Below are 11,430 nucleotides of genomic sequence, written 5' to 3'. Positions count from 1 at the left end.
GAGCTGTTGGGTTTTGAGCTGTTAGCTGAGAGCTGTTAGCTGTTAGCTCCTGTTCTGGTTCAATACTCACGAATGCATGCAAAAAAGTTATTCAAACTCACTCTCAATAGCTGACAGCCCTAAACAGAGCCATTAGCACAGAAAGCTAGCAGCTATCAGCTACTAGCTATCAGCTTAAGAAATCACCAGTTGCGGCTTTGGAGCGCCAGCCGGGTGGCCAGCAGCATGGCGGCGCTAAGGGTGAAGAAGTAGAGCAGGTCGCGCGAATCGATGAGGCCCTTGCTCAAGTCGCGGTAGTGAGCCGCAATGCCGAGCTGGCCGATGTAGTAGGCCGGCGCGCCATCGAACACCGAAGCCAGCGAATCGAAGCCCGAGTACACCAGGAAGCAGCCCACCACGGCCGCCAGAAAGGCCACAATCTGGTCGCGGGTGAGGGCCGAGGCAAACACGCCGATGGCCGCAAACACTGCCGCCAGCAGCGCCAGACCCAGGTACGAGCCCACCGTAGCCGCCGAGTCGATATTGCCTTGCGGGTCGCCGAGCTGGTACACCGAGTAGTAGTAGAGCAGCGTGGGCAGCAGCGCCAGTAGCGCCAGTAGCAGGCAGGCCAGGTACTTGCCGCCGATGAGCTGGGTATCGGTGAGCGGGCGCGTGAGCAGCAGCTCCATGGTGCCGGCCTTCTTCTCCTCGGCAAACGTGCGCATGGTGAGGGCCGGAATCAGAAACAGGAAAATCCAGGGCGCGATATTGAACAGCGTCTGCAAGTCGGCAAACCCGTAGTCGAGCACCGAGCTGTCAGGGAACACCCACACGAACAGCCCGGTAGCCACCAGAAACACGCCCAGCACCACATAAGCCACGGGCGAGTTCAGGAAGCTGTTGAATTCTTTGCGCAGAATGGCAAGCATGGTTGGGGGTTGATTTTTTGATGTGCTGAAGGGAAAGAAAGCAGTACTGGAGAACGTCATTCAGAGCGCAGCGAAGAATCTCGCACGCACTCTTTAGGGTTGCTGCTGCAACGTCAGCATGCGAGATTCTTCGCTGCGCTCTGAATGACGTTCTTTTCTCACTTCTTCCCGCCTTCTGTCAGCTGCTGAAACACCTGCTCCAAACTCTGTTCTTCCTGGCGCAGGCCCAGCAGTACCCAGCCCTGGGCGGCGGCCAAGCGCGAAATAGCGCCGCGCTGGTCGGAGCCGGCGCGGGCCCGGATGCGGTAGGTAGTGCCGGTTTCCAGGTCGGCGGCCAGGATGCCGGGCAGCGCCAGCAGCGGCGCCGTATCAATTAGCTGCTCGAACTCGGCGCGGATAACGGTTTCACCGGCGGCGCGGGCCCCCAGCTCGGCTACCGGCGAATCGGCCACGAGGCGGCCGCGGCTGATGATGACGGCCCGGCTGCACAGAGCGGCTACTTCGGGCAGGATGTGGGTGCTAAAAATGACGGTTTTGTCCTGGCCCAACTCGCGGATAAGCTGGCGGATTTCGCCGATTTGGTTGGGGTCGAGGCCGGTGGTAGGCTCGTCGAGGATGAGCACGCCGGGGTCGTGGATGAGGGCCTGGGCCAGGCCCACGCGCTGGCGGTAGCCCTTGCTGAGGGCGCCGATGAGCTTGTTCTGCTCGCGGCCAAGCCCTACCCGCTCCACCAGCTGGCGCACCCGCTGGCGCAGGCCGCTGCCGCCCAGTCCGTGCACCGAGCCGATAAATTCGAGGTACTCGTGCACGTACATATCAAGGTAGAGCGGGTTGTGCTCGGGCAGGTAGCCCACCCGGCGGCGCACTTCCAGCGGGGCCGTGCGCACATCGAACCCCTCCACGACCACCGTGCCGGCCGAGGGCGGCAGGTAGCCCAGCGCCATTTTCATGGTCGTGGATTTGCCCGCCCCGTTCGGCCCCAGAAAGCCCAGGATTTCGCCCTTGCCCACCGAAAAGCTGATGTCGTCGACGGCGGCCTGCGAGCCGAAGGTTTTGGTCAGGTGCTGAACTTCTACCATAGTTGCGTTATACGTTGTACGGATGCCCCCGCAGCTGTCATCCTGAGCGGAGCGAAGGACCTTATCACGTCTCTGTTGGTTGTTTCCTGATAAGGTCCTTCGCTCCGCTCAGGATGACAGCTGGTTTACCAACTTACTTCTTCGGCTGCAAAGGCCGCATTTCAATGTCTACTAGATGGAAGTTGAACGGCGTTTCCAGTGCATACACCATGGTCTCGGCAATGTCCTGGGGCTGCATCATGCCTTCGTTGGCTTCCACGCCAGGAATGTCGTCGAAGAAATTGGTTTGCGTAGAGCCGGGGTAAATGCAGGTAACCTTGATACCGTCTTTGCGCACCTCTTTAAATACCGACTGCGAGAAGCCGCGAACCGCAAACTTGCTGGCGCAGTAGCCGGCCATGTTCTCGATGCCGGTAGTGCCGGCAATGGAGCTGATGTTGAAGATGTGGCCCAACTGCTGCTTTTTCATGGCGGGCAGCACGGCCTGGGTGCAGTAAAAAGTGCCGTGCACGTTGGTGTCGAACATCAGCCGCCAGTCATCAGCCGAAAAGCCGTCAACGGCCCCCGAAATACCCAGTCCGGCGTTGTTTACCAGCACGTGTACCTCCTGCCCCAACTGCTTCTGGGTGGCTTTAAAAGCCTTCTGCACGGCCTTTTCATCGCGCACGTCGCACTCGATGAAGTGGAAGCGTGGGTGCTGGAAATCGGTGGGCGCGTTGCGGCCCCAGCCGGCTACATGCATGCCTTTGGCCAGCAGCGCCTCAACGGTGGCCAGTCCGATACCCTTGCTGACGCCTGTGATAATGGCTACCTTGCCGCTCAAATCCATTGCGCGAAGTGCTAAAATGTGGGGTTCCTGTTTGAAGATGCAAGGTAACGCCCCCGGCCGGGTTTTGCGCGTGGCCGCAGTTCTGGCCCTCGCCACCGCGCTGGGCGGCTGCCAAAAAGACAACGAGGCCGGCTGCTTCACCAGCACCGGCAACATCGTAGTTGAGCGCCGCAGCCTATCCCCGTTTCAGCAGCTTACCACCTACGACAACATCACGGTGATTCTGGTGCAGGACTCGGAAACCTACGCCGAAGTGCGGGCCGGCAAAAACCTGCAGGATGATATCCGGCTGGAAGTAACCGACGGCATGCTGACGGTGCGCAATAGCAGCCGCTGCAACTGGGTCCGCCGTTACAACACGCCCCGCGAAGTCACGTTGCACGTGCCCCGACTCACCGACCTGTTCCTGCGCGGCCAGGCCGACATCCGCACCGAAGGGCCATTTCGGCAGGACACCATTTCGCCCCACCTAGTGGGGGCCGGCGACCTGCGCCTGCATCTCATCAGCCACTACGTAAACATGGACCAGTACGAGCTGGGCAACATTTACCTCAGCGGCTCTGCCAAAGAGCTGCACCACACGCTGGGCGGCAGCGGCAGCCTCTACGCCCAGGAATTCGGGCTCCGCGACGCCTACTTACAAACCAACTCCGGCAGCGACGGCAATGCCCGCCTGCGCCCTTCGCGGCTGCTGGTAGGCACGCATGCTGGCACCGGCACCGTGTTCTACGCTCCGCCCGCTCCCACAACGCTCAGCCTGGCTGTTACCGGCCGCGGCCAACTTCGGCCCGAATAGCGCTATCTGTTTAGTATGGCCGCCTCCTACCCTTCCTGGCAACTTCTGCTGACTATAGCTGCCTACAGCCTGTTGCTGTGGGTTGTCTGGAACGGGCAGTTGCGCCGTAGCCGATTTGCCCTTCCAGTAGCCGGCACGGTGGCAGTGCTACTTGTCAGGCTATTGTTTAAAGTGCAGCACTCGGAGGGCAGCATGGTGCTGCTCGTCGGTAGCGGTGTGGCATTGATCGGGCTCTACGGCGCGTGGTTCGCCCGCAAACCCACCAAAACCCGCCTCGACCTGCTCAAGCTAAGCTACGCCCTTAGCCTGGGTATGTGGGCGGCGGCGCTGGGGCTGGGCTGGCGGCCGCTGCTGCCGTGGCTGAGGAGCCTGCTGCTGATGAGCCTATGGGCCGTGCTGCTCGATTTCGTGTATGTGCGCTACATCCGTCGGCCGGCTGGCAAAAACGCGCTATAAGTCGCCTAGCTGGGGTCGAATCAGCAACTCCTCTACTACCGCCTGCCCCGAGAGGCTGAAGACGCCAAAAATGGCATCGGCCACGTCTTCAGCCTTGATGAAGCGCTCCGCTGGCAGGTCTACGCCTTCCCAGCTGGCCGTAAGCGTGGCCCCAGGCAGCACTGCCGTCACCCGCAACCCGCTTTCTTTGAGTTCCTCGCGCAGGTTTTTGCTGAAGCCCAGCAGCGCGTGCTTGGCAATGCCGTAGGAGCCGCCGTTGGGGTAGGCCGTAATGCTGGCCGTCGAGCAGATGTTGAAGATATGGCCTTCGCGCTGCGTCAGCATGCCAGGCAGCAGCGCCAGCGTAGTGTCGTAGGCGCTCAGCAGGTTCACGGCCAGCATCTGGCGCAGCTGCGAGCCGTCGGCGGGCTCATCCTGCAACCTTCCGGGAATAAAAGCGCCCGTGTTGTTGATGAGCACCGCTACCGGCCCCAGTTCGCGCACAGCCTCGGTAAAGCCCTGCGTTTGCGCCTGCTCGCTCAGGTCGGCGGCGTGGGTGTGCAACACGGCGCCGGGCACCAGGGCAGCAGCAGCGGTTTGCAGCTCGGCCAGCCCCTCGGTCGAGCGGGCGCAAGTGATAACCGGGTAGCCGGCCCGCAGAAACCGAAACACCAGCGCCCGCCCAATTCCTTTGGTGCCGCCCGTTACGACGATATTTTTTTGCATTCCTTTGTTTAGCATAGCCGTTTTTACGTAGGGAAATCAGCGCCGGTCGACGGCCGAGCTTTCTGCCTGCCTTATCCCGGCACAAGTATCCGATTTTACTTTCTGTTTTTCCTTTTTATGGTTAAATCTTTTGGTCAGTTTTTGCTTTTCATGCAAAGCATGCTGGTGCGCAAAGAACGCTTTGCTGTGCTCTGGAAGCGTACTATCGATGAGTGCGTCACCATTGGTGTCAACTCCATCTTCATCGTCGCTATTGTATCGGCCTTTATCGGGGCGGTAACCTGCGTCCAGATTGCCTATAACCTAGTGAATCCGCTCATTCCCAAGAGCACCATTGGGTACATGGTGCGCGAAATGACCATTCTGGAGCTGGCTCCCACTATCACCAGCATCGTGCTGGCCGGCAAAGTGGGCTCCAGCATTGCCGGCGGCCTGGGTACTATGCGCATCACCGAGCAGGTGTCGGCGCTGGAGGTAATGGGCATCAACTCGGCCTCCTACTTGGTGCTGCCTCGCATCCTGGCCGCTATTTTCATGTTTCCGCTGCTTGTGGTTCTGGCCATGGCCCTGTCTATTATTGGCGGTTACCTGGCCGGCTCACTTACCGGTTCCATTTCGGGCCAGGAGTACATCGAGGGTATCCGCTCCGATTTTATTCCTTACAACATCGTGTTTGCCCTCATCAAGTCGGTGGTATTTGCCTTCCTGGTATCGGCCATATCGGCGTTTAAGGGCTATTTTACCGAGGGCGGTGCGCTCGAAGTGGGAACGGCTAGCACTACGGCCGTCAACAACTCCATCATCGCCATTCTCATTGCCGATTTTGTGCTGGCGGCGGTACTGCTGTAACTGAGTTCAGGGTTCTGAGCTTTACGGCGGGCGCAATGCGCAACCCAGCACTGCACCGCCACCATAGTTTAGGGCGCTCCTACTTTCAGCCCCACGTTTCCGATTTATATGATTGAGATTCATAACATTGAAAAGAGCTTCGACGGCAACCCGATACTTAAGGGCATCAGCTGCACGTTCGAAACGGGCAAGTGCAACCTGCTGCTCGGCGGCTCGGGCACCGGCAAATCGGTGCTGTTGCAGTGCGTGGTGGGCCTGATGCAGCCCGATCTGGGCAGTATCACCTTCGACGGCACTGTTTTCTCCAACAATAAGGTGCAGGTGCGGCAGGAAATCCGACGTAAAATCGGGATGCTGTTCCAGGGCTCGGCTCTCTTCGACTCGATGACGGTGGCCAAGAACGTGGAGTTTCCGCTGCAGATGCTGACGCCCGAAATGAGCCGCGAGGAGCGCCGCGACCGGGTGGAGTTCTGCCTTAAGCGCGTGGGACTCGAAAACGCGGGCGAAAAGATGCCCTCCGAAATTTCGGGCGGCATGAAAAAGCGCGTGGGCATTGCCCGCGCTATTGCTCCTAACTGCACCTACCTGTTCTGCGACGAGCCCAACTCCGGCCTAGACCCGCTGACGAGCCTCAAAATTGATGAGCTCATCCAGGAAATCACCTACGAATACAACATCACCACCGTCATCATCACCCACGATATGAATTCGGTGGTGGAAATCGGCGACCATATCATCTTCCTTTATAAGGGCCTTAAGCTCTGGGACGGCACCAAGGACGAAATTCTGAACGCGCAGGTACCCGAGCTCAAGGAGTTCATTTTCAGCAGCAGTCTGGTACGCGCCGCCAAGCGCATTGATGACGAAACGCACAGCGGCTTAGTCAAGCCCTAAAAACCCAGGGGTAGCGGGCATCTGAAGCCGGCTTCCGCTTTTACATGCCCTACAGCTACAAGGCCCCCGGCGTGCGTACGTCGGGAGCCTTCTAGCTGTGGGGGCTTTTGGTGAAGGGAAATACAGGCTTATACACCGGCGCAGTTCTGCTGCTCCCTGCGCTACAACTATTTACTCACCAGCTACCTCGTTGCCCCGCAAATGGGCCAGGTGGTGGCGGCCGTGCCAGGAGTACAGCACCAGCGCTTGGTCGAGCGTAAACGTGCGGTTAGCATCGGGATGGTAATACGTGCGCTGCCACTGCTCGTCGGTGAGGTGGCGCAGCAGCCGCACCCAGCGGATGTGCAGGGCCTCCAGCAGCGCCAGCGACACGGCCGGGGGCGTGGCCGTGCTATCGGGTAGATCGGCCCAGGCCGCCTCATCGTAGGGCTTGATGGTGGGGTTGTCTTCGGTGAGGGCCTGCTTGAAGCGCGTGTACGCCTGCATGTGCGAGTCGGGCAGGTGGTGCAGCAGCTGGCGCATCGTCCAGCCGCCGGGGCGGTAGGGCTGGTCGAGCTGGGCCGGCGTGCGGCCAGCTACAGTGGCCCGCACTAAGTCGGGCAGCGTGGCCAGGTGGGCCATATAAGCCGTGCGGGCACCGTGCTCCAACGGAGCGTCGGGCAACACTGGGTGGCCGATGGGGTAGCGCAGATCGGGAGAACCGGGGGCAGAATCTTGCATGAGAGCCAAAGCGAAGAAATCAGATGGGCCGGCAAGGTACGTCACAAAGCAAAACCCCGCCCCAACACGGGGCTGGGGCGGGGTTTTCAGCTGTACACTGTGCAGCAACAGTCGAAACCTAGTCGTTGCGTTTATTCAGCTCGTCGCGAATTTTGGCGGCCTTTTCGTAGTCCTCGCGTTCCAGGGCCTGGGCCAGCATCTTGGTCAGCTCGTCGAGCGACACCTGGCCGCTGGGCTCGCGCGGTGGCGGAGTTGCCCGGGGCTCGTCGGTATCAATGTCGTCATCATCATCGTCGTCGTCCGCGTCGTCGCCTTCGGTTTCATCGAGGTCAGAGAGGATGATGCCCGCTTCGCTGAGGACGCTTTCCACCGTGAAAATGGGTACACCAAAGCGCAAACCGATGGCAATGGCATCGGAAGGCCGCGAGTCCAGCTCGAACGTGCTGGCCCCATCGGAGCACACAATCTTGGAGTAGAACACGCCTTCCTTGAGGTCGGAAATCACCACTTCCAGCACCGCCACATGCACCTGCTCGGCAAACGAGCGAAACAAATCGTGGGTGAGGGGCCGGTTGGGGCTGATTTTCTCAATCTGGATGGCAATGCTCTGCGCCTCGAACATGCCGATAATAATGGGCAGGCGGCGGTTGCCGGTCTTCTCGCCCAGAATAAGCGCGAACGAGCCCGACTGCGACTGGCTGGACGAGAGGCCCAGGATTTCGAGCGGTATTTTTTTCACTGGCAAAGTCTTCGGGTTGGTGCTGATGGACCAGATGTACATACGTGCAGCTGGATAGGGCGGGAAGAAACACTTGGTCCTTCCGCCCTATCCAGCTGCCGATGGTATACTAGTTTAATTGCTTTACAGCCTCGGTAAGCTTGGGCAGCACGTCGAATACGTCGCCTACAATACCATAATCGGCCGCCTTGAAGAACGGCGCCTCGGGGTCTTTGTTGATAACCACAATCACCTTGCTCGAATTGACGCCGGCCAGATGCTGGATGGCACCCGAAATACCGCAGGCAATGTACAGGTTCGGCGACACGGTGATGCCGGTCTGGCCTACGTGCTCGTGGTGAGGGCGCCAGTCAACGTCCGAAACGGGCTTGGAGCAGGCTGTGGCGGCCCCCAGGGCTTTGGCCAGGTCTTCGATGAGGTTCCAATTCTCGGGGCCTTTCATGCCGCGGCCACCCGACACTACGAGGTCGGCCTCGGGCAGCAGTACGCCGCCGGCCTGGTCCTGCATGATCACCTCTTTGGGCGCATCGGCGAAGTCGGCATCGGTCAGCTGGGCCGAGAACGACTCGACCGGAGCCGTTTTACCGGCTTCGTGCAGGGCCTCAATCGAGTTCTTCTTAACGGCAATAATTTTCCGGTCACCGGCCAGCTCTACGTCGGCGAAGGCTTTGCCCGAGAAGGCACCGCGCTTTACCACGAATTTGCCGCCATCGGTTTTGGGCAGCTCTACTACGTTGGTAGCAATGCTGGCCTCAAGGCGGATGGAGAGGCGCGAGCCTACAGCGGCTCCGATGTTGGAGTTGGCCAGCACAATTACCTTGGCGTCCTCGTTCTGGGCCGCGGCGGCAATAAGCTTGGTATACGCTCCATTCACAAAATCTTTCAGGCGGGGCTCGGCGTCATACAACACCTTGCTAATGCCCTGCTCGCCGAGCAGGGCCAGGTTGGCCTCGGTAGCTTCGCCTACGGCAATAGCCGTGGCGGTGGTGCCCAGCATCTGGGCAACCTGGCTGCCGTAAGATGCCACCTCTAACGAGGACTTCTTTACCTCGCCGCCGTCACATTCAACAACTACTAATACAGACATTTATTTAGACATGAGATGTGAGAAATGAGTTGTGAGACGCTGGTGAGAAACGAGTAGAATGCAGCCCAATCAATGCCAGGGCAAACTTCTCGCCTCTTCGTACTCACTTCTACATTAAATTACTTTCGCCTCGTTACGAAGCAGCTTTATCAGCTCGCCGGCATTCTCGGCCGCGATGAGCTTGACGCCCTGCTTAGCAGGGGGCAGCGCGAAGGTGTCTACCTCGGTGCGGGCCGCATCGGTGGTAGGCTCTACTACCTTCAGCGGCTTGGTGCGGGCCGTCATGATGCCGCGCATGTTGGGAATGCGGGGCTCGCACATGGGCTGCTGGCAGGAAGCCACGAAAGGCGCATTCACCTCCACGATTTCCTTGCCGCCTTCGATTTCGCGCTCCAGCGTAGCGGTGTTGCCGCTCATATCGAGCTTCATGGCCGGAGCTACCGTTGGGATGCCGAGCAGCTCGCCCACCATGCCGTGTACCTGGAAGCCGTTGTAGTCGATGCTTTCCTTGCCCATCAGGATGACGTCGTAGCCACCTTCTTTGGCAATGGCCGCAATCTGCTTGGCCACAAAAAAGGCATCCTTGGGATGCGCATTCACGCGAATAGCGTCGTCGGCACCGATAGCCAGGGCCTTGCGGATATTGGGCTCGGTGTCGGCTTCGCCTACGTTGAGCACGGTAACGGTACCAGCACCTTGGGCTTCTTTCAGCTCAATGGCGCGGGTGAGGGCATATTCGTCCCAGGGATTAATCACGAACTGCACCCCGGCCTTGTTGAACTCCTTGTTATCGGGCGTGAAGGTGATTTTGGTGGTCGTGTCGGGTACGTTGCTGATGCAAACGAGAAACTTCATCTACGGCTGCTTATATGGAAGAAACTAAAGAAAGTGTCAAATTTGGGCGAAGATACTCAAAACTCCTGCCCTATGGAAACCGCGCCGAGCCGTTTGCAACAACTCCTGGCCTTCTACGAAGACGACCCTACCGACGCGTTTACCATCTATGCGCTGGCCACCGAATACCGCGAAACGGAACCCGAAACGGCCATGCGCTACTACCAGACGCTGCTCGACCAGCACCCCGATTATGTGGGTACGTACTACCACGCCGGCAAGATGCTGCAACACCTGCAAAAGCCCGACGAAGCCGAAAAAGTTTACCAGAAGGGCCTGCGCGTAGCCCGCAAAGCCGGGCAGCTGCACGCCGCCAGCGAAATTCAGCAGGCCCTCAACCAGCTACTGGGCCTCGATTATGAGGATGAGGACTAATTGTAGGTGCTTTGGTAGTATGGACACCTAACAAACCCAAGCGACGGTATACATCCATCCGCACGCTGTAGGGGCGGGGCTTGTCCCCGCCCGCCGCTGCAACAGGCTTCGCAGGGCCTCAAGTACGCATGCAGCGCATCGTTCTGACGGCGACAAAGGCTACTTCACTGCCACACCACCCGCTTCCAGCACTTTCTGAAAGAACAGCACCTGGTAGGGCAGCGCATTCTGCCAATACTCCCAGGTGTGGGCCCCGGGCCGCTCGATGTAGTCGTGGGGCGTGCGGTTGTACACGAGGCGGCGGTGGACTTCGCGGTTGATATCGATGAGAAAATCGTCTACGCCGCAGTCGATGATGAGGGGCAGCTCGTTGGCCAGCAGCTTATCGGCCATGTTTACCACCGAGTTGGCGCTGTAAACACTGGGCGCGGGTGTTTCGGGACCGAGGATGGGGTTGAACAGACTCTGGCGCTGCCGGGCCTCCGAGGGGTTTAGCTTGCGGTTGGTGATGCTTAGGTCGAGGGCGCCGCTCATGCTGCCGGCCGCCGCAAACAGCTCCGGGTGCCGCCCCGACAGGTACAGCGCGCCGTGCCCGCCCATCGAAAGGCCCGAAATTACGCGGCCCTCTTTGCGGGCCACCGTACGGTAGGTTTGGTCGATTTTGCCAAGTACGTCCTGGGTTATGTAGGTTTCGAACTGGCTGGCGGGGTTCACCGGCGAGTCGAGGTAGAAGCTGAACGTTTCGCCCTCGGGTGTTACAATGAGCAGGTTGTACTGGTCGGCGAGACGGTGGAGCAGGGTTTTGTCGGGCGTTTTGCTCGTCCAGTCGGCAAAGTGGCCGTAGGCGCCGTGCAGCAGGTACAGTACCGGGTAGCGGGCCTTTTTATTTTTGGCGTAGGAAGCCGGCACTACCACGGCGGCCCGGTAGCTACGCTGCATGGACGCGCTGGCAATAACCAGCGTATCGACGCGGGCCGCACGGGCCGATGAGGAGGCCAGCAATAGCAGCAGGCATATCAGCAGGCGAAGAGTTTTCATACTTTCAGGAATTGATTGGCTTTTGCCGGAAATTACGAATTCCTACATCCTCCCTTCTGCC

At 59.4% G+C, this 11,430-nt stretch carries 14 protein-coding genes; 5 read left to right on the top strand and 9 right to left on the bottom strand.

Translation table 11 applies throughout. The features are described 5' to 3' along the window. Positions 1 to 182: 182 nt before the first annotated feature. The 3 genes from gldF to J7E24_RS11890 all read right to left on the bottom strand — a co-directional run bounded on the left by gldF (position 183) and on the right by J7E24_RS11890 (position 2,816). Positions 183 to 908, bottom strand: a complete 726-nt coding sequence (gldF, locus tag J7E24_RS11900; RefSeq protein ID WP_215138374.1) for a gliding motility-associated ABC transporter permease subunit GldF — start codon at positions 906 to 908, stop codon at positions 183 to 185. Between the two features lie 158 nt (positions 909 to 1,066). Further along, positions 1,067 to 1,987, bottom strand: coding sequence for a gliding motility-associated ABC transporter ATP-binding subunit GldA (gene gldA, locus J7E24_RS11895; protein ID WP_215138373.1), 921 nt, complete (start codon positions 1,985 to 1,987; stop codon positions 1,067 to 1,069). Positions 1,988 to 2,120: 133 nt separating this feature from the next. Beyond that, positions 2,121 to 2,816, bottom strand: coding sequence for an SDR family oxidoreductase (locus J7E24_RS11890; protein ID WP_215138372.1), 696 nt, complete (start codon positions 2,814 to 2,816; stop codon positions 2,121 to 2,123). 37 nt (positions 2,817 to 2,853) lie between these two features. Between J7E24_RS11890 and J7E24_RS11885 the strand changes: the two genes are divergently transcribed. Both J7E24_RS11885 and J7E24_RS11880 read left to right on the top strand, forming a co-directional pair. Then, complete coding sequence (locus J7E24_RS11885; RefSeq protein ID WP_215138371.1) at positions 2,854 to 3,612, top strand: head GIN domain-containing protein; 759 nt, start codon at positions 2,854 to 2,856, stop codon at positions 3,610 to 3,612. Between the two features lie 15 nt (positions 3,613 to 3,627). Continuing rightward, positions 3,628 to 4,068, top strand: a complete 441-nt coding sequence (locus J7E24_RS11880; RefSeq protein WP_215138370.1) for a hypothetical protein — start codon at positions 3,628 to 3,630, stop codon at positions 4,066 to 4,068. On the opposite strand, the gene J7E24_RS11875 is transcribed toward J7E24_RS11880, so the two are convergent. Continuing rightward, a complete protein-coding gene (locus J7E24_RS11875; RefSeq protein ID WP_215138369.1) occupies positions 4,063 to 4,773 on the bottom strand; it encodes an SDR family oxidoreductase in 711 nt (236 codons plus the stop codon). The two genes, J7E24_RS11880 and J7E24_RS11875, sit on opposite strands and share 6 nt — an antisense overlap. A gap of 117 nt (positions 4,774 to 4,890) precedes the next feature. On the opposite strand from J7E24_RS11875, the gene J7E24_RS11870 reads away from it, so the two are divergent. Both J7E24_RS11870 and J7E24_RS11865 read left to right on the top strand, forming a co-directional pair. Further along, positions 4,891 to 5,622 (top strand): MlaE family ABC transporter permease, encoded by a 732-nt coding sequence (locus J7E24_RS11870; RefSeq protein ID WP_215138368.1) that lies wholly within the window; start codon positions 4,891 to 4,893, stop codon positions 5,620 to 5,622. Between the two features lie 108 nt (positions 5,623 to 5,730). Then, the gene (locus J7E24_RS11865; RefSeq protein ID WP_215138367.1) at positions 5,731 to 6,516 is read left to right on the top strand and encodes an ABC transporter ATP-binding protein; all 786 of its coding nucleotides are present in this window, start codon (positions 5,731 to 5,733) and stop codon (positions 6,514 to 6,516) included. A 171-nt stretch (positions 6,517 to 6,687) separates the two neighbouring features. On the opposite strand, the gene J7E24_RS11860 is transcribed toward J7E24_RS11865, so the two are convergent. The 4 genes from J7E24_RS11860 to J7E24_RS11845 form a co-directional block, all read right to left on the bottom strand. After that, on the bottom strand, positions 6,688 to 7,236 hold the full coding sequence (locus J7E24_RS11860) for a YfiT family bacillithiol transferase (RefSeq protein ID WP_215138366.1): 549 nt from the start codon (positions 7,234 to 7,236) through the stop codon (positions 6,688 to 6,690). A gap of 118 nt (positions 7,237 to 7,354) precedes the next feature. Further along, positions 7,355 to 7,975, bottom strand: a complete 621-nt coding sequence (locus tag J7E24_RS11855; RefSeq protein WP_215138412.1) for a bifunctional nuclease family protein — start codon at positions 7,973 to 7,975, stop codon at positions 7,355 to 7,357. A gap of 109 nt (positions 7,976 to 8,084) precedes the next feature. Further along, positions 8,085 to 9,062: an electron transfer flavoprotein subunit alpha/FixB family protein gene (locus tag J7E24_RS11850; RefSeq protein ID WP_215138365.1), complete on the bottom strand. Its 978-nt coding sequence runs from the start codon at positions 9,060 to 9,062 to the stop codon at positions 8,085 to 8,087. 114 nt (positions 9,063 to 9,176) lie between these two features. Then, positions 9,177 to 9,917, bottom strand: coding sequence for an electron transfer flavoprotein subunit beta/FixA family protein (locus J7E24_RS11845; RefSeq protein WP_215138364.1), 741 nt, complete (start codon positions 9,915 to 9,917; stop codon positions 9,177 to 9,179). A 72-nt stretch (positions 9,918 to 9,989) separates the two neighbouring features. Between J7E24_RS11845 and J7E24_RS11840 the strand changes: the two genes are divergently transcribed. Continuing rightward, positions 9,990 to 10,331 (top strand): tetratricopeptide repeat protein, encoded by a 342-nt coding sequence (locus tag J7E24_RS11840; RefSeq protein WP_215138363.1) that lies wholly within the window; start codon positions 9,990 to 9,992, stop codon positions 10,329 to 10,331. A 159-nt stretch (positions 10,332 to 10,490) separates the two neighbouring features. On the opposite strand, the gene J7E24_RS11835 is transcribed toward J7E24_RS11840, so the two are convergent. Beyond that, on the bottom strand, positions 10,491 to 11,369 hold the full coding sequence (locus tag J7E24_RS11835; protein WP_215138362.1) for an alpha/beta hydrolase: 879 nt from the start codon (positions 11,367 to 11,369) through the stop codon (positions 10,491 to 10,493). Positions 11,370 to 11,430 lie beyond the last annotated feature (61 nt).

This window comes from Hymenobacter sp. ISL-91, assembly GCF_018613725.1.
GTDB lineage: Bacteria > Bacteroidota > Bacteroidia > Cytophagales > Hymenobacteraceae > Hymenobacter.
The sequence above is the reverse complement of the archived record's forward strand: the minus strand, read 5'-3'. Positions and strand labels throughout refer to the sequence as shown.

Excerpts from the sequence above, each read along its gene's own strand:
- gldF (WP_215138374.1), bottom strand. The coding sequence starts at position 908 with ATGCTTGCCATTCTGCGCAAAGAATTCAACAGCTTCCTGAACTCGCCC.
- gldA (WP_215138373.1), bottom strand. The coding sequence starts at position 1,987 with ATGGTAGAAGTTCAGCACCTGACCAAAACCTTCGGCTCGCAGGCCGCC.
- J7E24_RS11890 (WP_215138372.1), bottom strand. The coding sequence starts at position 2,816 with ATGGATTTGAGCGGCAAGGTAGCCATTATCACAGGCGTCAGCAAGGGT.
- J7E24_RS11885 (WP_215138371.1), top strand. The coding sequence starts at position 2,854 with ATGCAAGGTAACGCCCCCGGCCGGGTTTTGCGCGTGGCCGCAGTTCTG.
- J7E24_RS11880 (WP_215138370.1), top strand. The coding sequence starts at position 3,628 with ATGGCCGCCTCCTACCCTTCCTGGCAACTTCTGCTGACTATAGCTGCC.
- J7E24_RS11875 (WP_215138369.1), bottom strand. The coding sequence starts at position 4,773 with ATGCAAAAAAATATCGTCGTAACGGGCGGCACCAAAGGAATTGGGCGG.
- J7E24_RS11870 (WP_215138368.1), top strand. The coding sequence starts at position 4,891 with ATGGTTAAATCTTTTGGTCAGTTTTTGCTTTTCATGCAAAGCATGCTG.
- J7E24_RS11865 (WP_215138367.1), top strand. The coding sequence starts at position 5,731 with ATGATTGAGATTCATAACATTGAAAAGAGCTTCGACGGCAACCCGATA.
- J7E24_RS11860 (WP_215138366.1), bottom strand. The coding sequence starts at position 7,236 with ATGCAAGATTCTGCCCCCGGTTCTCCCGATCTGCGCTACCCCATCGGC.
- J7E24_RS11850 (WP_215138365.1), bottom strand. The coding sequence starts at position 9,062 with ATGTCTGTATTAGTAGTTGTTGAATGTGACGGCGGCGAGGTAAAGAAG.
- J7E24_RS11845 (WP_215138364.1), bottom strand. The coding sequence starts at position 9,917 with ATGAAGTTTCTCGTTTGCATCAGCAACGTACCCGACACGACCACCAAA.
- J7E24_RS11840 (WP_215138363.1), top strand. The coding sequence starts at position 9,990 with ATGGAAACCGCGCCGAGCCGTTTGCAACAACTCCTGGCCTTCTACGAA.
- J7E24_RS11835 (WP_215138362.1), bottom strand. The coding sequence starts at position 11,369 with ATGAAAACTCTTCGCCTGCTGATATGCCTGCTGCTATTGCTGGCCTCC.